The organism is Stenotrophomonas sp. YJH_SMC_58 (genome assembly GCF_059369635.1).
Genome location: NZ_JCAFSW010000004.1, coordinates 165,337 through 190,434, shown reverse-complemented (window position 1 = coordinate 190,434; position 25,098 = coordinate 165,337). Strand labels below are relative to the sequence as shown.

The following is a 25,098-nucleotide window of genomic DNA, read 5'->3' as shown; positions in this document are numbered from 1 at the left end:
CTTTCGCAGAAAGGGCTCTGACCCCACCCCGGATGCCGGCCTACAGGCCGGCCGCGAACGCTTCCAGCTGGCCGATGACGGTGTTCCAGCCGTCGAAGAAGCCCATCTGCTCATGCTGGTCGCGCAGGGCCTTGTCCGGGTGCATCACCTGCGCGGTGTAACGACAGCCCTGGCCCTCATCCTCCATCGAGATGATGGCGGTGAAGCCCAGCCACGGTGACTGCGGCCGCCAGCCCGGGCCCAGCATCGAGGTGAACACCAGACGCTGCTGCGGCACGATCTCCAGAAAGCTGCCCGGGTTGTCACTGCTGCCGCCGTCGGGGCCCTGCATGAAGGTGTGGAAGGCGCCGCCCGGGCGCAGGTCGAAGGCACGCACTTCGGTGGACCACGGCTTCGGGCACCACCACTGGCGCAGCAGCTCCGGGTCGGTCCACGCCCGCCACAGGGCGGCGCGCGGTGCGTTCAGTACGCGACTGATGACCAGATCGGTCTCGGGGTTGTTACCTGCGTCTACGGCCATGGGCCTGCTCCTGTCGGTGAAGGGTTTCGACAAACTCGACCATGCGGTCGGCGCGCGCTGCCCACACTACGCGCTGCGCGGCCAGCCATTGCTCGGCCTGGCCCAACCGTTCCGGCACCAGTTCGCAGGTGCGTACACGCCCCTGCTTGCGACTGCGCACCACGCCACTGCGCTCCAGCACGGCCAGATGCTTCATCAGCGAGGGCAAGGCCATCTCAAAAGGCTCGGCCAAGGTCGACACCGTGCGCGGCCCCTGCCCCAGCGCCGCCACGATCGCGCATCGGGTGGGGTCGGCCAGAGCCTGGAACACGTCTTGAACGGAGGGATCATACTTACCCATATGGCTAAGTAATACGCCCATCTGAATGCCGCTGCAAGCGATCGCTGCCGGGGCACGATTCTTCACGTGGCCTTGCTGCCCGCAGGCCAATGCTCCGCGCACCCGCCACCGCTTGGAGTGCTCTCGATGAAAGCTTCTTTCCTGCTGGCCGCTGTCCTGCTGGTCGGCCTGCCCCTGGCTGCCAATGCCACCACGCCGCAGCAGCAGCGCATGGCCGACTGCTCGGCCAAGAACAAGGGCTTGAAGGGTGACGCCTACAAGACCGCGCAGAGTTCCTGCCTCAGTGGCCACGCTGCCGAAGCCAAGCCGGCCAACGCGCAACAGGAACGCATGCGCAAGTGCAATGCTGACGCGGGTGCCAGGAAGCTGGCCGGTGACGCGCGCAAGACCTTCATGAGCAGCTGCCTGAAGGCCTCGTAGCATCGCTCGTCCAGTTCAATCGAATGGGGGCAGAGCCCGTTGCGCAGCAACGGGATCCGACCCCGACAGATCGCAGCCATCTGTCAGAGGCGGGGCGGTGTCGGATTGCGGGGTGTCCGCCGCATGGATGCGGCGGCCAAGCCTACAGGGACGTACTTGCGGCGTCCCCGCAATCCGACACCGCCCCGCCACCCCACGGATAGCCCGCTTTTGACGTTGACGCTGCCGTCGTGCAGGTGCAGGGCTGCAAGCCCTGCCGACAACACCCCTCACCCCAGCGCGCGCGCCTTCAGTTCGCCCTGCTCGTGCAGGGTCACGAAACGCCCCTTGTCATCGCGCCCCAGCTGCGCCAGTGCCACCTGCGGATCGTGGGTGAAAAACAGATGCACGTTGCGCGCCAGCTTGTCCTCAAGGAACTGCCGCTTCTCGTCGATCAGCAGTTCGGCGTTGCGGTCGTAGCCCATGGTGATCGGTACATGCACCCATGAGCGGCCGGGAATCAGGTCGGCACAGAACACCACCCCGCCGTGCGCATCCTCGCCGGCGTGCGCATGGCCGACGATCTCGGCCAGCATCAACCCCGGCGTGTGACCATCGCTGTAGCTGAAGCGGACGCTGCGACCCAGTACCTTCGAATACTCGCCGTCCACCACTTCCAGGCGGCCGCTGGCCTGCAGCAGGCCAGGCAGCTCCGGAATGAAGCTGGCGCGGTCGCGCGGATGCGGCTGCATGGCGCGCTGCCAATGCTGCGCACCGACCACATAGGTCGCATTGGGAAACAGCAGTTCCGGCTCACGCCCTTCGCTCCACGCCGCCAGCAGGCCACCGGCGTGATCAAAGTGCAGGTGGCTGAGCACCACCACGTCGATATCCTCGTGCTCGAAACCGGCCTCGCGCAGCGAATCGATCAGCACGTGCTGGCTTTCCTGCACACCGTAACGCTCGCGCATGCGCGGATCGAAAAATGCCCCGATACCGGTTTCAAACAGCACTGTCTTGCCTTCCAGCGGGCTGGCAAGCAGCGCACGGCAGGCCAGCTCGATGCGATTGAGCTCGTCCGGTGCCGCCCATTTTTCCCACAACGCGCGCGGCGCGTTGCCGAACATCGCGCCGCCGTCGAGGCGCTGCGAGTTTCCACGAATAGACCAGAGTTTCATGTGTCGATTATCGGCGCCGGCTCGTTAAATAATCGCTAGAAAGGAAACAGAAAACCCCGCCGTCAAGGGCGGGGTTTCGGTAAACATCCAGATTGGCGGCCAGCGGCCGGCACGACCGGATCAGCGTGCCGGCACGACCAGGGCGCTGCCCACCGGGTTGCGCGGGTCGCTGCCGCCAAACAGCTTGTTGGCCTTCCGGTCCCATTCCACGGTCTGCAGGTTGCCCCACACGTGGCTGGACCCGCGGCCCCCGGCGGCCACATTGCCCGGCAGGTCGATCTTGTGACCCATCGCCTGCAGCTGCTTCACCGTGGCCGCGTCGAATGCATCGTCCTCGGCTTCGATCAGGTCCGGCAGCCACTGGTGGTGGTAGCGCGGCAGCGCGGCAACCTGCTGCGCGTCCAGGCCGGCGTCGTAGCCGAGGATGCCCAGCAGCACCATGGTGATGATGCGGCTGCCACCCGGGGTGCCCAGCACCACCACCTTGTCGGCGTTCTCCATGAAGGTCGGGGTCATCGAGCTGAGCATGCGCTTGCCCGCCTTCGGCGCATTGGCCTCGTAGCCCATCACGCCGAACGCGTTGGGCGTGCCCGGCTTCAGCGCGAAGTCGTCCATCTCGTTGTTCAGCAGCACGCCGGTGCCCTTCGGAATCAGCCCCGAGCCGTACAGCAGGTTGACGGTCTGGGTCGCGCCGACCCGGTTGCCGTCACGGTCGATGATCGAGAAGTGCGTGGTCTCGTCATCTTCCAGCGGCGTCGGGTTGCCCGACAGCAGGTCGCTGGGCGTGGCCTTTTCCGGATGGATGGTCGCCCGCAGGCCCTGTGCGTAGTCCTTGCTGGTCAGCACCTTCTGCGGGATCTGCACGAAGTCCGGATCGCCGAGGAAGAAGGTGCGGTCGCGGTAGGCACGGCGCATCGACTCCACCACCAGGTGGGTGCGGTGCGCCGGGTCCATCTTGTTGATGTCCCAGCCTTCCAGGATCTGCAGCATGCTGGCCAGCGCGATGCCACCGGACGACGGCGGCGGCGCGGTGGTGATCTTCCAGCCGTTGTAGTTGAACACGATCGGTTCGCGCTGCTTCACGCGATAGCCGGCCAGCTCTTCAGCGGTCCACTGGCCGCCCGCCTGCTTCACGCCGGCCAGCAACAGCTTTCCGGTCTGGCCCTTGTAGAAGCCATCGAAGCCACCTGCGGCCAAGCGCTCCAGCGTCTGTGCCAGCTCCGGCTGCTTGAACAGGTCACCGCTGGCGATCGGCTTGCCGTTGCGCAGGTAGACCTCACGGGTGCCGGGATAGCGCTCCATCACTTCGCGGCGCGAGGCATAGCCCTTGGCCATGCGGTCGTAGACCGGGAAGCCTTCGCGCGCGATGCGGATCGCCGGCTGCAGCGATGCAGACAGCGGCAGCTTGCCGTGCCTGGCCGACAGCTCGACCAGCGCCGCAGGCAGGCCCGGAATACCGGCCGACCACGCACCGTTGACCGAGCGGTCACGGTCGAGGTTGCCCTGCTTGTCGAGGAAGGCCTGCGGCGTTGCCGCGGCCGGCGCGGTCTCGCGCGCGTCCAGCATCACGTCCTTGCCGGTGGCCGCGTCGTGCAGCAGGAAGAAGCCACCGCCGCCCAGCCCGGAACTGATCGGCTCGACCACCGCCAGCGTGGACGATACCGCCACCGCGGCGTCGAAGGCGTTGCCGCCCTGCGCCAGGATGTCGATGCCGGCCTGGGTGGCCAGCGCGTGGCCGCTGGCAATGGCCGCGCCGTCGGGGCGCTCGGCACGGGCCGGGCTGTCGGCCCAGGCAATCGGGCTCAGCAGCAGGCCGAGCAGCAATAGAGGGCGGACGATCAGCGTCTTCATTCGGATGGGGACTCCGCGTAGAGTTCGGGGTGATCGTGCTGCAGCTGGCGCAGCTTGGCCAGCAGCTGGTCTTCCGTTTCCACGATCTCCGGGTCCGGATCGATGCACTCGACCGGGCAGACGACCACGCACTGTGGCTCGTCGAAATGACCCACGCATTCGGTGCAGCGCGCAGGGTCGATCACGTAGATGGTTTCACCCATCGCAATGGCCTGGTTCGGGCAGGCCGGCTCGCATACGTCGCAGTTGACGCAGAGCTCGTTGATTTTCAGCGACACGGCGATACTCCTCGCCCGCGCCCTGGGACAAAGGACCGGCCAGCGCGGGCGCGCGGGCCGGTCAGGTCATCAGCGGCGCCCTCGCAGGACGCCGCCCGGGCCATGCCGGAGCATGGCCGCCATGGCTCGGTCTTACTTGGCTTCGACGAAAATGTACTCGGCACCGGTCGGCTGGATCGCAGCCTGAACGCGGGCGTTGTCGGCCGACTGGCCGATGAAGACGACGCGCACGCCCTTCATCGAATCCGGCGACACGTCCTTGAACACGGCCTGGATCATGTCAGCCATCTTGCCCGAGGCCGACGAACCGAAGGCCAGCATGTTGCCCGGCTGCACGCCACGGGCCACGGCCTGGGTCGCGCTCTCGGTCTGGCGCTCGTACTTGGCCTGGAAGTCCGGGTCCGATTCCGGGGAGAGGTAGTACAGGAACGGGCTGTTGGTGATGTTGCCCATGTTCTGGATCGCCACTTCCTGCAGGTACTTCTTCCAGCCTGCATCGTCGTCCTTGGCCGGGGCGACCAGGGCCTGCTTGGCCTCGTCGACCGGAGCGGCCTCTTCCTTCTTGCAGGCGGTGAAGGCCAGGGCCAACGAAGCGATCAGCATCGCGCGCATGGTGGTGTTCATGGGTTTCCTCCCGGAATGGTGCGTGGTGGTGTACGTAATGGGGTGCGGGTACAGCGGGGCTTACGACTGTGCCGCCTTCGCTTCGCGGACCTTGCGCAGGGCTTCGAGCACCGCGGCCGGCACGAAACCGGACACGTCGCCGCCCAGGCGCGCGATCTCGCGGACCAGCGAGGACGAAATGAAGCTGTGCTGCTCGGCCGGGGTCAGGAACAGGGTCTCGACCTCGGGGATCAGGTGGCGGTTCATGCTGGCCATCTGGAACTCGTACTCGAAGTCGGACACCGCGCGCAGGCCGCGCAGCAGCACCCCGCCCTGGACCGAACGGACGAAATGGGCCAGCAGGGTGTCGAAGCCGATGACCTCGACGTTGCCATGGTGGCCCAGTGCGCCACGCGCCAGCTGCACGCGCTGCTCCAGCGGTAACGCCGGGCCCTTGGACGGGCTCTGCGCCACGCCCACCACGACCTTTTCAAACAGCGGCGCGGCCCGGCTGACCAGGTCGATATGACCGTTGGTGATCGGGTCGAACGTGCCGGGATAGACGGCAATGCGGCGGTTGGCCACGGTCATGGGCGGATGCAGATGTTCAGATGAAGTCAAAGTGTAGCAGCGGCGCGGCGGTACAGGGCAAAGCGCACCTCGCGGGTACCGCCCTCGCGGTGCAGCAGCCACTCCGGCGGCAGCACCGGCACGTGGCTGGCCGGGGATTCCAGGTACAGCCAGGCATCGGCGGCCAGGTGCCGCGGCAGCTGCGCCAGCACGTCCTGCCACAGGCCATCGGCGAACGGCGGGTCGATGAAGACCAGATCGGCCTGCTGCGCGGGCGCGCCCTGCAGCCAGCGCAGGGCATCGGCCTGCACCACGGTGATCTGATCGGCGGCCTGCAGCTTGGCCACGGCCGCGGTCAGGTTGCGTCCCAGCTGCGCGTCGCGCTCGACCAGGGTGGCGTGGGCGGCACCGCGCGATACCGCCTCCAGGCCCAGCGCGCCACTGCCGGCGAACAGGTCCAGCACCCGCGCGCCGCCCAGTCTGGGCATCAACCAGTTGAAAAGGGTCTCGCGCACGCGGTCACTGCTGGGCCGCAGGCCCGGCAGGGTCGGCACCGGCAGGCGGGTATTGCGCCAGCGCCCGCCGATGATGCGGACCTGGCCTTCATTGCCCCCACGGCCGCTCACAGGCGCCCCCGGCGGGGTTCATTCGAGAATTTCAGCATGAGCGGGATTGTAGTTCGGCCGGGCTTTGCCCGGGGACGCGCCAACGCATGCGCGCTGTCGCTCCCACGCTTCGCTGCGCGAAACGCGGGCCCCACTTACCAGCTTCCATATCCCCGCCGCTTCGCGGCCGCCCCCTGACTCAGGGGGCTCTACCCCAGACGCGATCCGATGCTCGACATACAGGCGGGGTCAGATCCGTTTTCCGCAGGAAAACGGATCTGACCCCATTGGATGTATCGATATCTGACAGATGTGTCGACCAAGGTCGACACCTACCAACAGCCGCGTGAACCTGTCAGAGGCGGGGCACTGCGGGTTCGCGGGGTGTGAGCCGCATGGATGCGGCGACCAAGGCTACATGGACGTACTTGCGCCGTCCCCGCGAACCCACAGTGCCCCGCCATCCCACGGAATGCCGCTCTGGCTCTGGCTTTGGCAGTTGCAGTTGCACTGGGCGGGTGCCGGGCGCAGCCCGGCCGACCAACCCCTTGATTTCGGGACAATCAGCCATACCCCTTGGCGAGGCCGCACGCGCTGGCGCGGCATTGCACATGGAGCCCTATCGATGACCGAGACCACCCAGACCGAAACCCTTGGCTTCCAGACCGAAGTCAAGCAGCTGCTGCAGCTGATGATCCACTCGCTGTACTCCAACAAGGAGATCTTCCTGCGCGAGCTGGTCTCCAACGCCGCTGACGCTGCCGACAAGCTGCGCTTCGAGGCCCTGACCCAGCCGGCCCTGCTTGAAGGTGACAGCGAGCTGCGCGTGCGCGTCAGCTTCGACCCCGCCGCCCACACCATCACCATCGAAGACAACGGCATCGGCATGAGCCGCGCCGAAGCCATTGCCCATCTCGGCACGATCGCCAAGTCCGGCACCGGCGATTTCCTCCGCCAGCTGTCCGGCGACCAGAAAAAGGATTCGCAGCTGATCGGCCAGTTCGGCGTCGGCTTCTACAGTGCCTTCATCGTTGCAGACCAAGTGGAAGTGACCTCGCGCCGCGCCGGCCTGGCTGCAGGCGAAGGCGTGCGCTGGACCTCGCGCGGCGAAGGCGATTTCGAAGTGGCCACCATCGACAAGGCCGAGCGCGGCACCCGCATCGTGCTGCACGTGAAGGACGGCGAGCACGATTTCGCCGATGGCTGGCGCCTGCGCGGCATCCTCAAGAAGTATTCGGACCATATCGGCCTGCCGATCCAGATGCCGAAGGAAGGTGGCGAAGAAGGCGCCGCGGTCGAATGGGAAACCGTCAATCGCGCCAGCGCGCTGTGGACCCGCCCGCGCACCGAGATCAGCGACGCCGAGTACACCGAGTTCTACAAGCACGTGGCACACGACCACAGCGATCCGCTGGCATGGAGCCACAACAAGGTCGAAGGCAAGCTGGAATACACCTCGCTGCTGTACGTGCCCGGCCGCGCGCCGTTCGACCTGTATCACCGCGATGCCCCCAAGGGCCTGAAGCTGTACGTGCAGCGCGTGTTCGTGATGGACCAGGCCGAGCAGTTCCTGCCGCTGTACCTGCGCTTCATCAAGGGCGTGGTCGATTCCAACGACCTGTCGCTGAACGTCTCGCGCGAGATCCTGCAGTCCGGCCCGGTCATCGATTCGATGAAGGCCGCGCTGACCAAGCGCTCGCTGGACATGCTGGAAAAGCTGGCCACAGACAAGCCGGAGCAGTACGCCACGTTCTGGAAGGAATTCGGCCAGGTGCTGAAGGAAGGCCCGGCCGAGGACTACAACAACCGCGAGAAGGTGGCCGGCCTGCTGCGCTTCGCCTCTACCCGTGGCGACGGCGATGCGCAGAGCGTGTCGCTGGCTGACTACCTCGGCCGCATGGCCGAAGGCCAGGACAAGATCTACTACCTGACCGGCGAGAGCTACAGCCAGGTGCGCAACAGCCCGCACCTGGAAGTGTTCCGCAAGAAGGGCGTGGAAGTGCTGCTGCTGACCGACCGCATCGACGAGTGGCTGATGGGCTACCTGACCGATTTCGACGGCAAGGGCTTCGTCGACATCGCCCGCGGCGACCTCGACCTGGGCGCGCTGGAAACCGAAGCGGACAAGCAGGAACAGGAAGCAGCGGCCAAGGACAAGCAGGGCCTGGTCGAGCGACTGAAGACGGTGCTGGGCGATGACGTGGCCGACGTGCGCGTCTCGCACCGCCTGACCGATTCACCGGCGGTGCTGGCCATCGGCGAACAGGACCTGGGCCTGCAGATGCGCCAGATCCTGGAAGCCAGCGGGCAGAAGGTGCCGGACAGCAAGCCGGTGCTGGAGATCAACCCGGGCCATCCGCTGATCGCCAAGCTGGATGCTGAAGCCGATGGCGCGCGTTTCGACGATCTGGGCCGGGTGCTGTTCGACCAGGCTGCATTGGCCGCCGGCGACAGCCTGAAGGATCCGGGCGCCTATGTGGCGCGCCTGAACAAGCTGCTGCTGGAGCTGTCGGCCTGATCGACAAGGTGGTCGCCGGGCATGGCCCGGCTTACCCGGCGATGCTCTGGTAGAAGCCAACCTTGGTTGGCGCCCAAAAAGCGTGCCAACCAAGGTTGGCACCTACCGGGGCGGGTGGTGAGTGCCAACCAGGATTGACATCTACCAGGCGAGTCGAGCGTGTCAACCAAGGTTGACACCATCAAGGCCGGGAGGCTCAGGCCTCGCGATCCAGCAGCGAGCCCAGCATCTGGTCCTGGCGTCGGATCACCGCGGTGTTGGAAGCGAAAGCCACCACCTCGGCTTTCGCTGCCAGCAGATCACCCAGTGGTGCGCTGACATCGGTGCCGGTAGGGGTCACCGCGGCCTGCACCCCGCCCTGCTCCACCGTACTGCGTTGCAGCTGCAGGCGTTGGGCATCAGGAGTCGCCAGGTTGGCCACGTTGTGCGCGGCCACCTGCACGCCCTGCTGGGCCGCACGCATCCCGCCAAGGGCGATTCCCATCACGTTGTTCATGGCGGTCTCCGGACCGCCCTGCGCAGCCCTCCGAACCGGTTAACGGCCGGCCGGCCGCGACCTTGAGTCCACATCGGCCCGACAGGCCCGAGTGGTAGCATATCCCTCTGATTTCAGCGCCTTTTGCCAATGCTCAGTTTTTTCCGCCGCAAGAAGCCCCAGGATGCCCCTGCAACGGAGGCACCCAAGACCCAGCACTACTCGGCTGAAGAGCTGGCGGCGGCGTTTCCGTCGGCCTCGCCGGTCGAGGACAAGGAGCCGGCACCGGTAGCCGTACCGGCCGAGCCTGCACCGGTCGAGCCGCCCCCGGCAACCGCCGTTCCCGTCGCTGTCGAGCCCACCCCGGTGATTCCGGCCCCAGCCGCAGCGGTTCCGGCAGCTCCTGCGCCGACGGCGCAGATCGACGTCGCCCCCATCGCGACCCCGGCCATCGAACCGGCACCCGCACCGCTGCCCGAGCCCACCCCGGCACCGGTCACCGACGACCTGCCTGCTGCCGCCTCGGTCGACGCTGCTCCGGCTCCTGCCGGCAAGCCCGGCTGGCGCGAACGCCTGCGCAACAGCGTCATCGCGCGCAGCTTCGGTGGCCTGTTCTCGCGCAACCCAAAACTCGACGACGACCTGCTGGACGAGCTGGAAACCGCCCTGATCACCGCCGACGTCGGCGTGGGTGCCACCACCGACCTGGTCGAGGGGCTGCGCAAGCGCATGAAGTCGCGCGAGTTCGCAGATGCAAATGCGCTGCTGGCCGCGCTGCGTGCCGAGCTGATCGCGATCCTGCAGCCGGTGGCCAAGCCGCTGGTGATCGACCGCAACGCCAAGCCCTTCGTGGTGCTGACCGTCGGCGTCAACGGCGTTGGCAAGACCACCACCATCGGCAAGCTGGCCAAGCGTTTCAAGGATGAAGGCCACAGCCTGATGCTGGCCGCCGGCGACACCTTCCGCGCCGCCGCCGTCGCACAGCTGCAGGCCTGGGGCGAACGCAACGGCGTGGCCGTAGTCGCCCAAGGGCAGAACGCCGATGCCGCTTCGGTGGCATTCGATGCGCTGCAGGCCGGCAAGGCCCGCGGCACCTCGGTGCTGATCGCCGATACCGCCGGCCGCCTGCACACCCAGTCCGGCCTGATGAACGAGCTGGGCAAGATCCGCCGCGTGCTCGGCAAGATCGACGCCACTGCACCGCACGAAGTACTGATGGTGATCGACGGCACCACCGGCCAGAATGCGCTGTCGCAGCTGCGCCAGTTCAACGCTGCGGTGAACGTGACCGGCCTGGTGGTGACCAAGCTGGACGGCACTGCCAAGGGCGGCGTGGTGTTCGCGCTGGCCCGCGAGTTCGGCATTCCGATCCGTTTCGCCGGCATCGGCGAGCGCCCGGAAGACCTGCGCGTATTCGATCCGGAAGCCTTCGTTGACGCCCTGCTGCCCGAAGCGCTGGGTGCCTGATAGACCGTGCAGCCACGCTTGGCGTGGCTCTACTGCAGCCCGGTAGAGCCACCCCATCGGTGGCTGCCCACCTCCGGAATACCGATGCCCCGCCAGCCGCACGCCAGCGCCGGAACCACGCAGACCGACGACTTCGTCACCCACCTGCTGCATTGGTTCGACGACCACGGCCGCCACGACCTGCCCTGGCAGCATCCGCGCAGCCCCTATCGGGTCTGGTTGTCGGAAATCATGCTGCAGCAGACCCAGGTGAGTACGGTCATCCCGTACTTCCAGCGGTTCCTGCAGCACTTCCCGACCCTGCCCGACCTCGCCGCCGCCAGCAATGACGCGGTGATGGCGCAGTGGGCCGGGCTCGGCTACTACGCCCGCGCACGCAACCTGCACGCGGCAGCCAAGCGCTGCGTGGAACTGCACGACGGCGACCTGCCACGTGACTTCGATGCACTGCATGCCCTGCCCGGCATCGGCCGCAGCACCGCCGGTGCGATCCTCAGCCAGGCCTGGAACGACCCGTTCGCGATCCTCGATGGCAACGTCAAGCGGGTGCTCAGCCGCTACCACGGCATCGACGGCTTCCCGGGCCTTCCGGCCATCGAGAAGCAGTTGTGGGCGATCGCCGAGGCGCACGTGGCGCAGGTGCCGGCCGGACGCATGGCCGATTACACCCAGGCGCAGATGGACCTGGGCGCGACCGTGTGCAGCCGCGCCAGACCCGCCTGCGTGATCTGCCCGCTGCAGGACGCGTGCGTGGCGCGCCGCGAAGGCCGCACCGCTGAACTACCCACGCCCAAGCCCAGCAAGACCCTGCCCGAGCGCGAAGCAGTGGCCCTGCTGCTGCGCGACCCCCAGCAGCGCGTGCTGCTGCAGAAGCGGCCGGACACCGGCATCTGGGCGCAGCTGTGGACGCTGCCGCAGGCCGAGGCCGGCAGCGACCTGCAGGACTGGTTCGATGCGCATGTTGAAGGTTCGCTGGAAGACGCCGAGGAGCTGCCAGTGCTGCAGCACACCTTCAGTCACTACAGGCTGCACCTGCAGGTACTGTCGCGCCAGGTGAACGGCCTGCGCGTGGAAGAACCCACGTTGCGCTGGGTCGCCTACGATGAACTTCGCGCGCTGGGCCTGCCCGCGCCGATCCGCAAACTGCTCGACGGCGCGACCATCAAGACGCCAAAACGAACTTCCAAGAAACCCCGCAACCACGAGTGAGTGCCATGCCCCGAACCGTCTTCTGCCAGTACGAACAACGCGATGCCGAGGGCCTGGACTTCGTGCCCTACCCCGGCGAGCTGGGCCAGCGCATCTTCAACAACATCGGCAAGCAGGCCTGGGCTGCGTGGCTGGCGCACCAGACCATGCTGATCAACGAGAACCGCCTGTCGCCGCGTACGCCGGAACATCGCGCGTTCCTTGAAGGCGAACTGGTCAAGTTCCTGTTCGAGAAGGACGCGCAAAAGCCGGCCGGCTTCACTCCGGAAGCCTGACGCACAGGTAGTGCCGGGCGCTGGCCGGCAACCTGGCATCTGCGCGATGCCGGCCAGCGGCGGGCACGACCGCGCTATTTCCTGTTTTCCTCGCGCTCCTGCACCTGCGCCTGGCGCAGCTCCTGCTCGGATGCGCGTAGTGCCTTCACATCGAGCTTGCGGATGCTGTCGATGAAGCACGGCAGGCGCGGGCCGCCGGTAGGGTCGCGCACCAGCACCTTGTCGAAACGCGCCGAAACACGATTCATCTGGCTGGTCAGGCCGATGGCGGTGGCATATGGCAGGTCCTGGCAGGGCCCCCTCAGCTCCAGCAGGTAGGCCTCGCTGGGACGCGTCCATACCGCAAGCGCGCTGTCACCCAGCTCGGTCCAGCCATTGAGGGTGCCGAAGAACTGCATGTCGTTCTGCGGCGCACCGGCATGGGCACGGTACAGGTCAAGCTTATCGGCGCTGCTGAGCCGGCCAGTGGTCGCACACGCGGCCAGCGCCAGGCAGAGTCCGGCCACCAGGAACGGGGTCTTCATGGCGATCTCCTCGGGGAACTGTCGCCATCATGCGCCCGGGCCGGCAACGGCGGCGCGACGACCGACAGCCCCATTCAGGCGCTGGTCGGCGGTCGACCAAGGCCGACCTCTACCAAAGCAGACCCAAGGCCCCGGATTCCGGAAGTCACCAACCTTGGTTGGCGCCTGCCCCGCAGGAGCAGCCGACCAGGGTCGGCTTCCACCAAAGCGGCCCCGGCGCCTCAGACGTCCGCGTGGGCCAGTGCGTGCAAGCGCCCTTCGCGCAGCTCCAGCACCCGGTCGAGGCGGCGCGCCAGGCTGCGGTCGTGGGTGACCAGCACCAGGCTGGTGTGGCGCGCACGATTCAGTTCCAGCATCAGCTCGAACACCGTGGCGGCCGTGCGGTCATCCAGGTTGCCGGTCGGCTCGTCACCCAGCACGCAGGCTGGGTGATTGACCAGTGCCCGCGCCACCGCAGCACGCTGCCGCTCACCACCAGACAGCTCGCCCGGCTTGTGATCCAGGCGGTGGCCGAGGCCGACCGCTTCCAGCAGCGTGGTGGCCCGGCTGCTCGCTTCTGCTACCGCAGTGCCAGCCAGCAGTACCGGCATCATCACGTTTTCCAGCGCGGTGAACTCCGGCAGCAGGTGATGGAACTGGTAGACGAAGCCCAGCGCCTGGTTGCGCAGCAGACCGCGCGCGGTATCCGACAGCGCCGACATGCGCTGCCCGGTCACGTAGACCTCGCCGGCGGTTGGAATGTCCAGGCCGCCCAGCAGATGCAGCAGCGTGCTCTTGCCGGCGCCGGAGGCACCGATGATCGCCACCGTCTCGCCGGCGGTCACGGTCAGGTCCAGGCCATCGAACACCGGGGTCTGCATGCGCCCTTCGGCGTAGGTCTTGCCCAGTGCTTCGGCGCGGATCACTTCGTCGCCGCGGTTGAAGACCTTATTCATAACGCAGGGCCTCCGCCGGCTGGGTGCGCGCTGCCCGCCAGGCGGGATACAGGGTGGCCAGGAAGCTCATCAGCAGCGCGACCACGGTGATCGCCACCACGTCGCCGGTCTGCATGTCGGTCGGCAGGCCGGTGATGTAGTACACATCCTCCGGCAGCAGCTTGACGTTGAACACGCTCTCGATGGCGCCGAGGATGCGTTCCAGGTTGAGGGTCAGGGTGATGCCGCCGATCAGGCCGGCCAGCGTGCCGAAGATGCCGATCAGCGAACCCTGCACCATGAACACCTGCATCACCCCGCCCGGAGTCAGGCCAAGGGTGCGCAGGATGGCGATGTCGGCCTGCTTGTCGGTGACCAGCATCACCTGCGACGACACCAGGTTGAAAGCGCCCATGGCGATGATCAGCGACAGCAGGATGCCCATCACTACCTTCTCCATGCGCAGCGAGTGGTAGAGGTTGGCGTTCTGCTGGGTCCAGTCACTTACCCGGTACGCGCCGCCGAGGCTCTGCGCCAGGTCCACGCCCACTTCCAGCGAGCGGTCCATGTCGTACAGTTTCAGCCGCACGCCGGTAGCGCCATCGGAACGCAGCACGCGCTCCAGGTCCTGCATGTTGGCGAAGCCGACGCCGCGGTCGACCTCGTTGTAGCCGGCCTCGAAGATGCCGCTGACGGTGAAGCGTTTCATCCGCGGCACTGCGCCAGCAGGCGTGCCCTGCACTTCTGCAAAGGTCACCAGCACCTGGTCGCCAACGTCCACGCCCAGCCAGACCGCCAGCTCTTTGCCCAGCAGCACGTTGAAGCTGCCCGGCTTGAGGCTGTCATAGCTGCCCTTGGTGACCTTCTTGTCGATCACCGACACCTTCGGCTCCAGCGCCGGATCGATGCCCTGGATGATTGCGCCCTGCACGCGCGGGCCGCTGATCATCGACTGGATCTCGATGTACGGCGCGGCACCGGCCACGCGCGGGTCCTTGCGGGCGACGTCCACCACGCGCATCCAGTCCGGCATCGGCTCGCCGTCGCGGCTGATGGTGGTGTGCGCGGTCATCTGCAGCAGGCGGCTGCGGATTTCCTTCTGGAAACCGCTCATCACCGCCAGGGTGGTGATCAGCACCGTAACGCCGAGCGCGATGCCCAGGATCGATGCCATCGAGATGAAGGAGATGAAGCCGTTGCGGCGCTTGGCGCGCAGGTAGCGCAGGCCAATGGCCACGGGAATGGGTTTGAACATGCAGGCACGCCGGTCAATTCAGCTTATGGTGCCATCGACCGGGGCCTACGGGAAACGCCGCGTGCGGCCACGGCCAGTCGCAGTTCACGTCGCTGCCTGGAATCGAGCACATCGGGCCAGAACAGCAGGCGCCGGCGGCGCCGATCCTCACGCCAGAGCAACAACAGCCATGGCCCACGCACGACCAGTTGTGGTGCATCGACGTCCTGCCCGGCCACCTGCAGCAGCTCGGGCGGTACCGGCAGAAGCACCTGCACGCATGGCCTGCGCTGGCGCCAGGCCAGTTCGGCCAACCCGATGCCCCAGGCCAGCAACACCGCCGGCGTCAGCAGCCGGGGCGGCAGATCCGATGCGCGCAGCAGCCAGGGTGCGGCCAGCAGCACCGCCAGCTGGGCGGCGGCCTGCAGCCGCGAGGGGCGCCACTCAAGGCTTGAGGGCGAGGATCTTCTGCATGAGGGGGATCGCGTGCGCATGCGGGCAGGCCTCATAGCCCATGAACCAGCGCCACAACTTATCGTCCTCGCAGTCGAGCAGGAACAGGAAAACCTCGCGCTCCTCGGTCGGCGCAGTGCTCCATTCGTGGTCGAGATAACGGCCGAACAGCTGGTCCAGCTCACGCATGCCGCGGCGGCAGCGCCAGCGCAGCTTCTTCAGCAGAACGTCTTCTTCCATCGTGTTTCTCCAGATACAGCAAAGCCACGCATGGCGTGGCTCTACTGGGGTGGCACAGCCACGCACGGCGTGGCTCTACCGGGTACGGCCAGAGCCGATCAGGCGCGGCGTTCCATCATCAGTTTCTTGATCTCGGCGATCGCCAGCGCCGGGTTCAGGCCCTTCGGGCAGGTCCGGGCGCAGTTCATGATGGTGTGGCAGCGGTACAGCTTGAACGGATCTTCCAGATCGTCCAGGCGCGCACCGGTGTCCTCATCGCGCGAGTCGATGATCCAGCGGTAGGCCTGCAGCAGGATCGCCGGGCCCAGGTAACGCTCGCCGTTCCACCAGTAGCTCGGGCAGCTGGTCGAGCAGCAGGCGCACAGGATGCACTCGTACAGGCCGTCCAGCTTCTTGCGGTCTTCCGGCGACTGCAGGCGCTCACGGTCCGGCGGTGCCGGGGTCTGGGTGCGGATCCACGGCTTGATCGAGGCGTACTGCGCGTAGAAGTGGGTCAGGTCCGGAACCAGATCCTTCACCACGTTCATGTGCGGCAGCGGGTAGATCGGCACTTCCTTCTTGCCGCAGTCCGAGATGGCTCGGGTACAGGCCAGGGTGTTGGTGCCGTCGATGTTCATCGCGCACGAACCACAGATGCCTTCGCGGCACGAGCGGCGGAAGGTCAGGGTCGGGTCGATCTCGTTCTTGATCTTGATCAGGGCGTCCAGGACCATCGGGCCACAGGCGTCCAGATCGACTTCATAGGTATCGGTGCGCGGGTTGCTGTCGTCGTCCGGACTCCAGCGGTAGATCTTGAAGGTGCGCACGTTCTTGCCGCCGTTCTTGACGGGGAAGTGCTTGCCCTTCGTGATCTTGGAATTCTTGGGGAGTGAAAACTCGGCCATGGCTGCTCTCGTTGGCTCAGGCGGCCCGCGCCCTTGGGCGCGGATTGCATGGTAGGCGGGGTCGGATCAGTACACGCGCGGCTTCGGCGGCACCACGGACACGTCGTCGGTCAACGTGTACATGTGCACCGGACGGTAGTCGAAGCTGCACTTGCCCTTCTCGTCGACGCTGACCAGGGTGTGCTTCTGCCAGTTGACGTCGTCGCGGTCCGGATAGTCCTCGTGCGCATGCGCACCACGGCTTTCCTTGCGCTGTTCGGCCGAGTTGATCGTCGCCACCGCGTTGAGCAGCAGGTTGTTCAGCTCGTAGGTCTCGATCAGGTCCGAGTTCCACACCAGCGAACGGTCGGAGACCTTCACGTCCTGGAACGAGTCGAAGATCTTGTCCATCTTCTCGCAGCCTTCCTTCAGCGTCTGGCTGGTGCGGAAGACGGCCGCGTCGGCCTGCATGGTGCGCTGCATGCGATCGCGGATGACCGAGGTCGGTGTATCGCCGTTGGCGTGGCGCAGCTTGTCCAGCAGGCCCAGCGCCTTGTCGCAGGCATCGGCCGGCAGCGGCTTGTGCGATGCGCCCGGCTTGATGGTCTCGGCGCAGCGGTTGGCCACCGCACGACCGAACACCACCAGATCCAGCAGCGAGTTCGAGCCCAGTCGGTTGGCGCCGTGCACGGACACGCAGGCCGCTTCACCGATGGCGTACAGGCCCGGCACCACGGCATTGTCGTTGTCGCCGACCTTCTGCACCACTTCGCCGTGGTAGTTGGTCGGGATGCCGCCCATGTTGTAGTGCACGGTCGGGATGACCGGGATCGGCTGCTTGTGCACGTCGACGCCGGCAAAGATGCGGGCGCTTTCAGCGATGCCCGGCAGCTTGTCGTCGATCACGCCCGGGCCGAGGTGGGTCAGGTCGAGCAGGATGTGGTCCTTGTGCTCGCCGACGCCGCGGCCTTCGCGGATCTCGATGGTCATCGAACGGCTGACCACGTCGCGCGAGGCCAGGTCCTTGTAGTGCGGCGCGTAGCGCTCCATGAAGCGCTCGCCGCTGCTGTTGCGCAGGATGCCACCTTCACCGCGGACACCCTCGGTGATCAGGCAGCCGGCGCCGTAGATGCCGGTCGGGTGGAACTGCACGAACTCCATGTCCTGCATGGCGATGCCGGCACGCATGGCCAGGCCGCCACCGTCGCCGGTGCAGGTGTGCGCCGAGGTGGCGCTGAAGTAGGCACGGCCGTAGCCGCCGGTGGCCAGTACCACGCCCTGGGCGCGGAACAGGTGCAGGGTGCCGTCGGACATGTCCAGGGCCAGCACGCCGCGGCAGGCGCCTTCGTCGTCGAAGATCAGGTCGAGCGCGAAGTACTCGATCATGAAGCGCGCATCGTGCTTCAGCGACTGCTGGTACAGGGTGTGCAGCATCGCGTGGCCGGTACGGTCGGCCGCCGCGCAGGTACGCTGCGCCGCCGGGCCTTCGCCGTACTTGGTGGTCATGCCACCGAACGGACGCTGGTAGATCTTGCCTTCGGCGGTGCGCGAGAACGGCACACCGTAGTGTTCGAGCTCGATGATGGCCGGGATGGCCTCACGGCACATGTATTCGATGGCGTCCTGGTCGCCCAGCCAGTCCGACCCCTTGATGGTGTCGAAGAAGTGGTAGCGCCAATCGTCTTCGCCCATGTTGGCGAGTGCGGCCGAGATACCGCCCTGGGCGGCAACGGTGTGCGAACGGGTCGGGAAGACCTTGGTCAGGCACACGGTCTGCAGGCCCTTGGCGGCCAGGCCGAACGTGGCGCGCAGGCCGGCGCCGCCGGCGCCGACCACGACCATGTCGTACTTGTGTTCGGTGATCTTGTAAGCGGACATCTAATCTGGATTCCTGTGTTGGTGCCTGGGCTCAGGCAACGCCGAGGGCGATGCGGCCCACCGCAAACACACTGACGATCATGCCGAGCACGGCGACGAACTTCACCGCGGTCTGCAGCACCAGGGCCAGCAGCGATTCGTGGATGTAGTCTTCCAGCACGACCTGCATGCCGAGCTGCGCGTGCCAGAACATGGCGATCAGCAGGCCGATCAGCGGCACTGCGTTCCACGGCTTGGCCACGGCGGCGGCGGCGGTCGCGTAGTCCGAGCCCAGCAGGCCCAGCACGAAGACCAGGAACCAGATACCCAGCACCACCAGCGCGGCGGCGGTCAGGCGCTGATGCACGAAGTGCTCGGTGCCGGTCTTGGCCGAGCCAAGGCCACGCACGTTCTTCAACGGGGTACGGAACTTGCTCACGCGGCACCTCCGAACATCACATAGGCCCACACCAGCAGGGTGATCACCAGGCTGCCGGTGACCGACAGCCAGCTGCTGCGGATGAAGGCGGGGATGCTGAAGCCGATGGCGAAGTCCTGCACCACATGGCGGATGCCATTGCACAGGTGATAGGCGAACGACCATGTCCACGCGAACAGGAACACGCGGCCATACCAGGCCCCGGCATGGCCGGTGAAGCAGTTCCAGGACTCGGGCCCCATCATCAGGGCCAGCAGGCCGGCAGCGATGATGAGGGCACCAACAGACAGAAAGACGCCAGTGGCTCGATGCAGGATCGAGGTGGCCATCTGAATCTGCCAGCGATACACCTGAAGGTGCGGGGAAAGTGGGCGTTGTCTGGTCGCCATTCGCTGGGCTCGTTGTCTCGGCTGGGCGGCACGCGGCCGCGTTGGCTCAATGCTGATCAGAAATCGATGCAGCGTCCGTTTTTCTCCCAATCGCCATACCGCACCGGATCAAGTCCGCCGCGGCCGCCGAATTCTTCTGCTTTTTCCTGTTCCACGGGCACGGGTGCCGCGGGGACCAGCGGGGCTTCAGATTCGTCGTCGGGAGTGGGGGTTGTTTGGCCTATCATGTTCGGTCTCGCAACGCACAAATTTTAGACCTCGTTCACGTGCCTGACAACCTGCCCCCTGCTTTCGTCGGATATCCGCGCCTGCCCGGCCACCAGCTGCTGAGCCTGCAGGGCCCGGATGCGGCTGTCTTTGCCCACGCCCAGTTCAGCAGCGATGTCACCGCCCTGCCCCTGCTGCACTGGCAGTGGAGTGCCTGGTTGAGCGCCAAGGGCCGCACCCTGGCGGTGTTCCAGCTGCTGCGGTTGGCCGACGACCACCTGATGCTGGTGCTGGCGGATGGCGATGCCGATGCGATTGCGTCGCAACTGCAGCGCTTCGTGTTCCGCCGCAAGGTGAAGGTGCTGGTGCGCGATGATCTGGCGGCGGCCGGGGCGTTCACTGCGCCGGAGGCCGCCAGCGGCGCCGCAATTGCGCAGGCCGCAGGTGATGGCTGGGAACTGGACCTGGGCAGCGATGCCCTGCCGCGCACCCTGCGCATCGGCGCCGCCGCTGCCTTTGCGGCCGGCAGCGAAACCGATGAGGCCGCTTTCGCCCTGGCCTGGCGCCAGGCCGACCTGCGCTACGGGCTGCCGCGGCTGGAAGAAGGCCAGCGCGAGGTGTGGACCCCGCAGCAGCTGGGCCTGGACCGTCTGAACGGCTACAGCGTGAAGAAGGGCTGCTATCCCGGCCAGGAAATCGTCGCCCGCACCCACTTCCTCGGCAAGGCCAAGCGCGCGGTGCAGCTGCTGTATACCGCGGCACCGGCGCAGGCCGGCGATGGCGTGCAGCAGGACGGCGCGGCGCTGGGCACGATCGCCTGCGTGGCCGGCGACCTGGCACTGGCGGTGCTGCCACTGGAGGCCGGTGATGCTGACCTGCAGGTGGGTGATGCCATCGCGCAGCGCGTGCCGTTGCTGGATGGGTTGGCGCGCTGAAGCAGGTTGGTGGGGATCTGCACTGGTGGGTGCGGACCGTTGGTCCGCACGCCTTCGGCGGAGGAATGGCAGTGCCGGCCGCTGGCCGGCAACCACGCATGATTGAGATAGCCGACCAGCGGCCGGCCCTACCCCTTACAGGCGCTCGCCGGTTTCCGCGCTGAAGAAATGCAGGCCCTGCGGGTGGATCGCCACGCGGATCTGCTCGCCCACCGCCGGCAGCGCCTGCGGCGCCACGCGCATGGTCAGCGCGTGCTGGCCACTGCTCAGGTTCACGAAGATCTCGTTGCCGACCGGCTCGATGCCTTCGATGCGCGCGGTGAACGCATGCGCATCATCGGCGCTGGCCGGCTGCAGGTGCTCCGGACGCACGCCCACCGCGATCGGCTTCTGCAGCCACGCCGGATCGATCGTGGCCTGGCCCAGCGGTGCACGCCAGTCGCCGTCGACCACGGTCACGCCGCCGGCATCGCCCTGCAGCGTGCCGCGCAGAACGTTCATCGCCGGGCTGCCGAGGAAGCCGGCCACGAACAGATTGGCCGGACGGTCGTACAGCGCCATCGGCGTATCGATCTGCTGGATGATGCCGTCCTTCAGCACCACGATGCGCTGGCCCAGGGTCATCGCCTCGACCTGATCGTGCGTTACGTAGATCATGGTCGTGCCCAGCTTGCGGTGCAGCTGCGCGATTTCGGTACGCACGCTGTGGCGCAGCTTGGCATCCAGATTGGACAGCGGCTCGTCAAGCAGGAACACCGCCGGCTCGCGCACCAGCGCCCGGCCCAGCGCAACACGCTGGCGCTGGCCGCCGGACATCGCCTTGGGCAGCTTGTCCATCATCTCGGTCAGGCCCAGCGTCTGCGCCGCCTCGGCGATGCGCTTGTCGATGGTGGCCTTGTCATGGCCACGCAGCTTCAGGCCGAAGGCCAGGTTCTCGGCCACGGTCATGTGCGGGTACAGCGCGTAGCTCTGGAACACCATCGCGATGTCGCGATCCTTCGGCGCCACATCGTTGACCACGCGATCACCGATGGTCAGCGTGCCGCCGCTGATCTCTTCCAGGCCAGCCACCATCCGCAGCAGGGTCGACTTGCCACAGCCGGAGGGACCGACCAGCACCATCAGCTCGCCATCGGCGACCTCGAAGGTGGCGTCCTTCACCGCGACCTGGCCGTTGTCATAGACCTTGCGCACACCCTGCAACTGCACTTTTGCCATATCACCTATCCGGTCCGCCCGAAGCCGGGCTGTCTTTTGGGACTGCCTCGGCCCTCCCGATGGCAGTGATGATTGCGCGCTTGCCGCATGACGGCGAGCACTGCAATCGAATACAGTTGCCCATTCTGCCATGTAAACGTTTTCACGTGGCACTATCCGATGATCGGTGCGCACCGATCTGCGTCGGCGGTTGAACGAAGGTTCCGCCGGGGTAGTGGTTTCGAATGGAACGGTCTTCCGGTGCCCCGGAGAACGCCCCCAACGAACCTCGGACAGGCAGTTGCGCGGATGTCCCCCGAACCCAGCCATGAAGCGATTGACAACGATGTCACCCGGATCTGAAACTCGAGCGATGCACGACACCCTCTTCCTGTTCGGTGCCACAGGTGATCTGGCCCAGCGCTACCTGTTCCCTTCGCTGCTTCGCCTGCTTGGCGACGGCCTGCTGCCGGAGGACTTCCGCATCCGCGCACTGGCGTTGTCCGGGCATGACACCGAAGCCTTCCATGACATCCTGCGCCCGCGCCTGCAGCAGGCCATGCCGATGGCCTCGCAGGACGACATCAACGGCCTGCTGCGCCGCATCGACTACCGTTCGGTCGACCTGCGCGACGTCGACTCGGTCGCCGCCGCCGTCTCCGATCTGGTGCATCGCAAGTGCGTCAGCTACCTGGCCATTCCGCCGGGCCTGTACATCTCCACCTGCGAAGGCCTGGCCAAGGGTGGCGCCCTCGCCGCGCCGGCACGCTTGATGCTGGAGAAGCCGATCGGCAGCGACAGCGAGAGCGCCGAGGAAATCATCAGCACCATCGGCCAGTGGATCGACGAGGACCGTGTGTTCCGTCTCGACCACTACCTGGGCAAGGCGGCGGTGCAGAACCTGATCGCGCTGCGCTTCGGTAACACGCTGCTGGAAGCGGTATGGAACCGCAACTACATCGAATCGGTGCACATCCTGGTGGCCGAGAGCGAAGGCGTGGATGGCCGCGACGCCTACTACGCCCGCTCCGGCGCGCTGCGCGACATGGTGCAGAGCCACATCCTGCAGCTGCTGTGCATGGTGGCGATGGAGCCACCGGCCTCGCTGGAAGCCGATCGCATCCGCGACGAGAAGGTCAAGGTGCTGCGCGCGCTGCGTCCGCTCGATGCCAGGCACGCCGCGCGTGACAGCATCCGCGGCCGCTATACCGCCGGCACCATCAACGGCCAGCCGGCGCAGGCCTACCAGCCGCCGGAAGGCAGCGACGTGGAAACCTTCGCCGGCGTCACCGCGCACATCGACAACTGGCGCTGGAGCGGCGTGCCGTTCCACCTGGTCACCGGCAAGCGCCTGCCCGAGCGCACCACCCGCGTGGTGGTCACGCTGAAGCCGGTCACCCACTGGCTGTTCGAGCGCCCGCAGCGCGCGCAGGCCGCACCGAACCGCCTGGTGTTCCAGCTGCAGCCGCAGGAGAACATCGAACTGGGCCTGATGAGCAGTCTGGCCGGCCCGGAATGGGGCGCGCTGGAACTGCATCCGCTGGAACTGGAACTGTCGGTGCCGACCGGCCTGCATCGCCGCATCGCGTACGAACGCCTGTTCCTGGATGCGTTCAACGGCAACCACACCTTGTTCGTGCGTGACGACGAAGTGCGCGCCGCCTGGGCGTGGATCGACAGCGTGGCCGACGCCTGGAAGGAAGCCAAGCTGCCGCTGGAACCCTATCCCGCCGGCCAATGGGGCCCGAGCAACGCAACGGAGTTCCTGCCGCAGGGCGTGGACGCACCGGACAGCGAGGCGTCGGCATGAGTGCCAACTCGCAGCCGGTGCTGGTCGCCGACATCGGTGGCACCAACGCCCGCTTCGCCCTGGCCGACACCTCGCTGGACGCGCCATTGCTGAAGGAGAGCATCCGCGAGTACGCAGTGGCGGAGTTCCCGTCGCTTGGCGATGCCGCCCGCCATCACCTTGAGCAGATCGGCGCTGCCGCCAGCCGCGGCGTGTTCGCGGTGGCCGGTCGCGTAGACGGTGACGAGGCACGCATCACCAATCATCCGTGGGTGATCTCGCGCAGCCGCACCGCGGCGATGCTCGGTTTCGACGAGCTGCACCTGATCAACGACTTCGCCGCACAGGCAATGGCGATCTCGCTGCTGCAGCCCGAGGACGTGGTCCAGGTCGGTGGCGCCGCCTGGGTGCCGGGCAAGCCGGGGCAGCCACGCAACTATGCGGTGATCGGGCCCGGTACCGGGCTCGGCGTCGGTGGCCTGATCCTGCGCCACGGCCGCTGCTACCCGCTGGAAACCGAAGGCGGCCATGTCAGCTTCCCGCCGGGAACGCCGGAGGAGATCCGCATTCTGGAGATCCTGTCCGAGCAGTTCGGCCGCGTCTCCAATGAGCGCCTGATCTGTGGCCCCGGCCTGGTCAACATCCATCGCGCGGTGTGCGAGATGGCCGGTATCGACCCGGGCCAGCTGCAGCCGGTGGACGTGACCGCCCGCGCCCTGCATGGCGATCCGCAGGCAATGCGCACCGTCGATGTGTTCTGCGCCGTGTTCGGCGCCATTGCCGGCGACCTGGTACTGACCCAGGGCGCCTGGGACGGCGTGTTCCTCACCGGTGGACTGACCCCGAAGATGCTCGATTCGCTGCAGCACTCCGGGTTCCGCCAGCGCTTCGAACACAAGGGGCGGTTCTCTTCGATCATGGCGCGGGTGCCGTCGCTGGCCGTGATGCATCCCCATGCCGGACTGCTGGGCGCCGCCGCCTATGCCGCCGATGCCGAACGTGACGCACCTGGAGTTGCCGCATGAGCCCCACCTTCCACGACGACCGCGTCGAGTTCATCCACCACGGCGATGCCGACGGCTGGATCGAAGCGGTAGCCGCCGAGATGGCGCAGACCCTCAACCACGACATCAATGAAGTGGGCCGCGCCCGCATCCTGTTGTCCGGCGGCACCACGCCAGCACCGGTCTACCAGGCGCTGGCCGAACTGGACGTGCACTGGGACCGGGTTGAAGTGAGCCTGGCCGACGAGCGCTGGCTGTCGCCGCAGGATCGCGACAGCAACGCATGGCTGGTGCGCGAGCACCTGCTCAAGCGCGCCGAGGGTGCGCATTTCGATCCGCTGGTGCGCATTGGCAAACCCCTGCCCGAATGCGTGTACACCGCCAACCTGCAGGCCCAGCACAGCCAGCCGCCGAGCCTGGTGGCACTGGGCATGGGCAACGACGGCCACACCGCCTCGCTGTTCCCCGGCTCGAAGGACCTGGCCCGCGCACTGGAAAGCACCCTGCCCTACGCCGCGCTGGATGCCACCGGCTGCCCGGGCGCGAACCAGTGGCCGCTGCGCATCACGCTGACCCCGCATGGGCTGCGCCAATGCCGCCAGCGCCTGCTGCTGCTGCGCGGCAAGCAGAAGCTGCAGGTGCTGCGCCAGGCGTTGGACAGCAACGACGCCCAGCAGTACCCGATCCTCAACGCGATCAACCTGGAAGGCGCGCGGCTGCGCGTCCACTGGGCTGATTGATGTCGGCGGCGGCGCCCTGCCGCCG

General features: G+C 66.8%; 29 protein-coding genes. 9 read left to right on the top strand and 20 right to left on the bottom strand.

Annotation, left to right across the window (positions count from 1 at the left end):
- Nucleotides 1-40 precede the first annotated feature (40 nt).
- Both AC5P68_RS07585 and AC5P68_RS07580 read right to left on the bottom strand, forming a co-directional pair.
- A complete protein-coding gene (locus tag AC5P68_RS07585) occupies nucleotides 41-520 on the bottom strand; it encodes an SRPBCC family protein (RefSeq protein WP_024956419.1) in 480 nt (159 codons plus the stop codon).
- Nucleotides 501-926 (bottom strand): ArsR/SmtB family transcription factor, encoded by a 426-nt coding sequence (locus AC5P68_RS07580; protein WP_288469483.1) that lies wholly within the window; start codon nucleotides 924-926, stop codon nucleotides 501-503. The genes AC5P68_RS07585 and AC5P68_RS07580 overlap by 20 nt, the downstream gene beginning before the upstream one ends.
- A 60-nt stretch (nucleotides 927-986) precedes the next feature.
- Between AC5P68_RS07580 and AC5P68_RS07575 the strand changes: the two genes are divergently transcribed.
- Nucleotides 987-1,280 (top strand): PsiF family protein, encoded by a 294-nt coding sequence (locus tag AC5P68_RS07575; protein WP_033833083.1) that lies wholly within the window; start codon nucleotides 987-989, stop codon nucleotides 1,278-1,280.
- Between the two features lie 269 nt (nucleotides 1,281-1,549).
- On the opposite strand, the gene AC5P68_RS07570 is transcribed toward AC5P68_RS07575, so the two are convergent.
- From AC5P68_RS07570 to rsmD, 6 genes are all read right to left on the bottom strand, one after another.
- Nucleotides 1,550-2,437 carry an MBL fold metallo-hydrolase gene (locus AC5P68_RS07570; RefSeq protein WP_005412984.1) on the bottom strand — a complete coding sequence of 296 codons (888 nt, stop codon included), beginning with the start codon at nucleotides 2,435-2,437 and terminating at the stop codon, nucleotides 1,550-1,552.
- 120 nt (nucleotides 2,438-2,557) lie between these two features.
- Nucleotides 2,558-4,288: a gamma-glutamyltransferase gene (ggt, locus tag AC5P68_RS07565; protein WP_049404606.1), complete on the bottom strand. Its 1,731-nt coding sequence runs from the start codon at nucleotides 4,286-4,288 to the stop codon at nucleotides 2,558-2,560.
- A complete protein-coding gene (locus AC5P68_RS07560; protein WP_049404607.1) occupies nucleotides 4,285-4,566 on the bottom strand; it encodes a YfhL family 4Fe-4S dicluster ferredoxin in 282 nt (93 codons plus the stop codon). The genes ggt and AC5P68_RS07560 overlap by 4 nt, the downstream gene beginning before the upstream one ends.
- Nucleotides 4,567-4,698: 132 nt before the next feature.
- A complete protein-coding gene (locus tag AC5P68_RS07555; protein WP_005409092.1) occupies nucleotides 4,699-5,190 on the bottom strand; it encodes a hypothetical protein in 492 nt (163 codons plus the stop codon).
- A 60-nt stretch (nucleotides 5,191-5,250) separates the two neighbouring features.
- Nucleotides 5,251-5,760 carry a pantetheine-phosphate adenylyltransferase gene (coaD, locus tag AC5P68_RS07550; protein ID WP_005409091.1) on the bottom strand — a complete coding sequence of 170 codons (510 nt, stop codon included), beginning with the start codon at nucleotides 5,758-5,760 and terminating at the stop codon, nucleotides 5,251-5,253.
- Between the two features lie 26 nt (nucleotides 5,761-5,786).
- Complete coding sequence (gene rsmD, locus AC5P68_RS07545) at nucleotides 5,787-6,365, bottom strand: 16S rRNA (guanine(966)-N(2))-methyltransferase RsmD (RefSeq protein ID WP_414497873.1); 579 nt, start codon at nucleotides 6,363-6,365, stop codon at nucleotides 5,787-5,789.
- Nucleotides 6,366-6,969: 604 nt separating this feature from the next.
- Between rsmD and htpG the strand changes: the two genes are divergently transcribed.
- Nucleotides 6,970-8,862, top strand: a complete 1,893-nt coding sequence (htpG, locus tag AC5P68_RS07540; RefSeq protein ID WP_049452524.1) for a molecular chaperone HtpG — start codon at nucleotides 6,970-6,972, stop codon at nucleotides 8,860-8,862.
- A gap of 196 nt (nucleotides 8,863-9,058) precedes the next feature.
- Here the strand turns inward: htpG and AC5P68_RS07535 are convergent, their stop codons facing one another.
- Nucleotides 9,059-9,358 carry a hypothetical protein gene (locus AC5P68_RS07535; protein WP_049452525.1) on the bottom strand — a complete coding sequence of 100 codons (300 nt, stop codon included), beginning with the start codon at nucleotides 9,356-9,358 and terminating at the stop codon, nucleotides 9,059-9,061.
- Nucleotides 9,359-9,487: 129 nt separating this feature from the next.
- Here AC5P68_RS07535 and ftsY point away from each other — a divergent pair, with 129 nt between their 5' ends.
- The 3 genes from ftsY (at nucleotide 9,488) to AC5P68_RS07520 (ending at nucleotide 12,288) form a co-directional block, all read left to right on the top strand.
- Nucleotides 9,488-10,804, top strand: a complete 1,317-nt coding sequence (gene ftsY / locus AC5P68_RS07530; protein WP_414497872.1) for a signal recognition particle-docking protein FtsY — start codon at nucleotides 9,488-9,490, stop codon at nucleotides 10,802-10,804.
- A gap of 84 nt (nucleotides 10,805-10,888) precedes the next feature.
- The gene (mutY, locus tag AC5P68_RS07525; protein ID WP_111151148.1) at nucleotides 10,889-12,013 is read left to right on the top strand and encodes an A/G-specific adenine glycosylase; all 1,125 of its coding nucleotides are present in this window, start codon (nucleotides 10,889-10,891) and stop codon (nucleotides 12,011-12,013) included.
- A gap of 5 nt (nucleotides 12,014-12,018) precedes the next feature.
- A complete protein-coding gene (locus AC5P68_RS07520) occupies nucleotides 12,019-12,288 on the top strand; it encodes an oxidative damage protection protein (protein WP_005409085.1) in 270 nt (89 codons plus the stop codon).
- A gap of 74 nt (nucleotides 12,289-12,362) precedes the next feature.
- Here AC5P68_RS07520 and AC5P68_RS07515 read toward each other — a convergent pair whose 3' ends face one another.
- From AC5P68_RS07515 to AC5P68_RS07470, 10 genes are all read right to left on the bottom strand, one after another.
- Nucleotides 12,363-12,812, bottom strand: a complete 450-nt coding sequence (locus AC5P68_RS07515; RefSeq protein WP_033833075.1) for a DUF6491 family protein — start codon at nucleotides 12,810-12,812, stop codon at nucleotides 12,363-12,365.
- Between the two features lie 221 nt (nucleotides 12,813-13,033).
- Complete coding sequence (lolD, locus tag AC5P68_RS07510) at nucleotides 13,034-13,747, bottom strand: lipoprotein-releasing ABC transporter ATP-binding protein LolD (protein ID WP_005409083.1); 714 nt, start codon at nucleotides 13,745-13,747, stop codon at nucleotides 13,034-13,036.
- On the bottom strand, nucleotides 13,740-14,981 hold the full coding sequence (locus AC5P68_RS07505; protein WP_033833074.1) for a lipoprotein-releasing ABC transporter permease subunit: 1,242 nt from the start codon (nucleotides 14,979-14,981) through the stop codon (nucleotides 13,740-13,742). Before AC5P68_RS07505 ends, lolD begins: the two co-directional genes overlap by 8 nt.
- A 23-nt stretch (nucleotides 14,982-15,004) precedes the next feature.
- Nucleotides 15,005-15,454, bottom strand: coding sequence for a hypothetical protein (locus tag AC5P68_RS07500; protein WP_033833073.1), 450 nt, complete (start codon nucleotides 15,452-15,454; stop codon nucleotides 15,005-15,007).
- Entirely contained in the window at nucleotides 15,405-15,653 is a 249-nt protein-coding gene (locus tag AC5P68_RS07495) for an FAD assembly factor SdhE (RefSeq protein ID WP_005409080.1), read from the bottom strand. Before AC5P68_RS07495 ends, AC5P68_RS07500 begins: the two co-directional genes overlap by 50 nt.
- 98 nt (nucleotides 15,654-15,751) lie before the next feature.
- On the bottom strand, nucleotides 15,752-16,537 hold the full coding sequence (locus tag AC5P68_RS07490) for a succinate dehydrogenase iron-sulfur subunit (RefSeq protein WP_005409079.1): 786 nt from the start codon (nucleotides 16,535-16,537) through the stop codon (nucleotides 15,752-15,754).
- A 66-nt stretch (nucleotides 16,538-16,603) separates the two neighbouring features.
- Nucleotides 16,604-18,394: a succinate dehydrogenase flavoprotein subunit gene (sdhA, locus tag AC5P68_RS07485; RefSeq protein ID WP_005409078.1), complete on the bottom strand. Its 1,791-nt coding sequence runs from the start codon at nucleotides 18,392-18,394 to the stop codon at nucleotides 16,604-16,606.
- 31 nt (nucleotides 18,395-18,425) lie between these two features.
- A complete protein-coding gene (gene sdhD, locus AC5P68_RS07480) occupies nucleotides 18,426-18,812 on the bottom strand; it encodes a succinate dehydrogenase, hydrophobic membrane anchor protein (RefSeq protein WP_005409077.1) in 387 nt (128 codons plus the stop codon).
- Nucleotides 18,809-19,201, bottom strand: a complete 393-nt coding sequence (sdhC, locus tag AC5P68_RS07475; RefSeq protein WP_005409076.1) for a succinate dehydrogenase, cytochrome b556 subunit — start codon at nucleotides 19,199-19,201, stop codon at nucleotides 18,809-18,811. The genes sdhD and sdhC overlap by 4 nt, the downstream gene beginning before the upstream one ends.
- 56 nt (nucleotides 19,202-19,257) lie before the next feature.
- Nucleotides 19,258-19,428 (bottom strand): DUF1674 domain-containing protein, encoded by a 171-nt coding sequence (locus AC5P68_RS07470; RefSeq protein ID WP_005409075.1) that lies wholly within the window; start codon nucleotides 19,426-19,428, stop codon nucleotides 19,258-19,260.
- 39 nt (nucleotides 19,429-19,467) lie between these two features.
- On the opposite strand from AC5P68_RS07470, the gene ygfZ reads away from it, so the two are divergent.
- On the top strand, nucleotides 19,468-20,343 hold the full coding sequence (ygfZ, locus tag AC5P68_RS07465; RefSeq protein ID WP_414497871.1) for a CAF17-like 4Fe-4S cluster assembly/insertion protein YgfZ: 876 nt from the start codon (nucleotides 19,468-19,470) through the stop codon (nucleotides 20,341-20,343).
- A gap of 135 nt (nucleotides 20,344-20,478) precedes the next feature.
- On the opposite strand, the gene AC5P68_RS07460 is transcribed toward ygfZ, so the two are convergent.
- Nucleotides 20,479-21,561, bottom strand: coding sequence for an ABC transporter ATP-binding protein (locus AC5P68_RS07460; protein WP_005409073.1), 1,083 nt, complete (start codon nucleotides 21,559-21,561; stop codon nucleotides 20,479-20,481).
- 352 nt (nucleotides 21,562-21,913) lie between these two features.
- Between AC5P68_RS07460 and zwf the strand changes: the two genes are divergently transcribed.
- Genes zwf through pgl form a run of 3 tightly spaced genes read left to right on the top strand, consistent with a single transcriptional unit; the run spans nucleotide 21,914 to nucleotide 25,073 of the window.
- Nucleotides 21,914-23,350 (top strand): glucose-6-phosphate dehydrogenase, encoded by a 1,437-nt coding sequence (zwf, locus tag AC5P68_RS07455; RefSeq protein WP_005409072.1) that lies wholly within the window; start codon nucleotides 21,914-21,916, stop codon nucleotides 23,348-23,350.
- The gene (gene glk / locus AC5P68_RS07450; RefSeq protein WP_005412971.1) at nucleotides 23,347-24,354 is read left to right on the top strand and encodes a glucokinase; all 1,008 of its coding nucleotides are present in this window, start codon (nucleotides 23,347-23,349) and stop codon (nucleotides 24,352-24,354) included. Before zwf ends, glk begins: the two co-directional genes overlap by 4 nt.
- On the top strand, nucleotides 24,351-25,073 hold the full coding sequence (pgl, locus tag AC5P68_RS07445) for a 6-phosphogluconolactonase (RefSeq protein ID WP_005412970.1): 723 nt from the start codon (nucleotides 24,351-24,353) through the stop codon (nucleotides 25,071-25,073). Before glk ends, pgl begins: the two co-directional genes overlap by 4 nt.
- Nucleotides 25,074-25,098: the final 25 nt, after the last annotated feature.

Bases quoted from the DNA above. Each gene is read 5' to 3' on its own strand.
- sdhC (WP_005409076.1), bottom strand. From the start codon at position 19,201: ATGGCGACCAGACAACGCCCACTTTCCCCGCACCTTCAGGTGTATCGC.
- lolD (WP_005409083.1), bottom strand. From the start codon at position 13,747: ATGAATAAGGTCTTCAACCGCGGCGACGAAGTGATCCGCGCCGAAGCA.
- AC5P68_RS07570 (WP_005412984.1), bottom strand. From the start codon at position 2,437: ATGAAACTCTGGTCTATTCGTGGAAACTCGCAGCGCCTCGACGGCGGC.
- AC5P68_RS07470 (WP_005409075.1), bottom strand. From the start codon at position 19,428: ATGATAGGCCAAACAACCCCCACTCCCGACGACGAATCTGAAGCCCCG.
- sdhA (WP_005409078.1), bottom strand. From the start codon at position 18,394: ATGTCCGCTTACAAGATCACCGAACACAAGTACGACATGGTCGTGGTC.
- zwf (WP_005409072.1), top strand. From the start codon at position 21,914: ATGCACGACACCCTCTTCCTGTTCGGTGCCACAGGTGATCTGGCCCAG.
- glk (WP_005412971.1), top strand. From the start codon at position 23,347: ATGAGTGCCAACTCGCAGCCGGTGCTGGTCGCCGACATCGGTGGCACC.
- AC5P68_RS07460 (WP_005409073.1), bottom strand. From the start codon at position 21,561: ATGGCAAAAGTGCAGTTGCAGGGTGTGCGCAAGGTCTATGACAACGGC.
- AC5P68_RS07495 (WP_005409080.1), bottom strand. From the start codon at position 15,653: ATGGAAGAAGACGTTCTGCTGAAGAAGCTGCGCTGGCGCTGCCGCCGC.
- mutY (WP_111151148.1), top strand. From the start codon at position 10,889: ATGCCCCGCCAGCCGCACGCCAGCGCCGGAACCACGCAGACCGACGAC.
- AC5P68_RS07505 (WP_033833074.1), bottom strand. From the start codon at position 14,981: ATGTTCAAACCCATTCCCGTGGCCATTGGCCTGCGCTACCTGCGCGCC.
- htpG (WP_049452524.1), top strand. From the start codon at position 6,970: ATGACCGAGACCACCCAGACCGAAACCCTTGGCTTCCAGACCGAAGTC.
- coaD (WP_005409091.1), bottom strand. From the start codon at position 5,760: ATGACCGTGGCCAACCGCCGCATTGCCGTCTATCCCGGCACGTTCGAC.
- AC5P68_RS07520 (WP_005409085.1), top strand. From the start codon at position 12,019: ATGCCCCGAACCGTCTTCTGCCAGTACGAACAACGCGATGCCGAGGGC.
- AC5P68_RS07490 (WP_005409079.1), bottom strand. From the start codon at position 16,537: ATGGCCGAGTTTTCACTCCCCAAGAATTCCAAGATCACGAAGGGCAAG.
- ftsY (WP_414497872.1), top strand. From the start codon at position 9,488: ATGCTCAGTTTTTTCCGCCGCAAGAAGCCCCAGGATGCCCCTGCAACG.
- AC5P68_RS07515 (WP_033833075.1), bottom strand. From the start codon at position 12,812: ATGAAGACCCCGTTCCTGGTGGCCGGACTCTGCCTGGCGCTGGCCGCG.
- pgl (WP_005412970.1), top strand. From the start codon at position 24,351: ATGAGCCCCACCTTCCACGACGACCGCGTCGAGTTCATCCACCACGGC.
- AC5P68_RS07575 (WP_033833083.1), top strand. From the start codon at position 987: ATGAAAGCTTCTTTCCTGCTGGCCGCTGTCCTGCTGGTCGGCCTGCCC.
- AC5P68_RS07555 (WP_005409092.1), bottom strand. From the start codon at position 5,190: ATGAACACCACCATGCGCGCGATGCTGATCGCTTCGTTGGCCCTGGCC.
- AC5P68_RS07585 (WP_024956419.1), bottom strand. From the start codon at position 520: ATGGCCGTAGACGCAGGTAACAACCCCGAGACCGATCTGGTCATCAGT.
- AC5P68_RS07535 (WP_049452525.1), bottom strand. From the start codon at position 9,358: ATGAACAACGTGATGGGAATCGCCCTTGGCGGGATGCGTGCGGCCCAG.
- ggt (WP_049404606.1), bottom strand. From the start codon at position 4,288: ATGAAGACGCTGATCGTCCGCCCTCTATTGCTGCTCGGCCTGCTGCTG.
- AC5P68_RS07500 (WP_033833073.1), bottom strand. From the start codon at position 15,454: ATGCGCACGCGATCCCCCTCATGCAGAAGATCCTCGCCCTCAAGCCTT.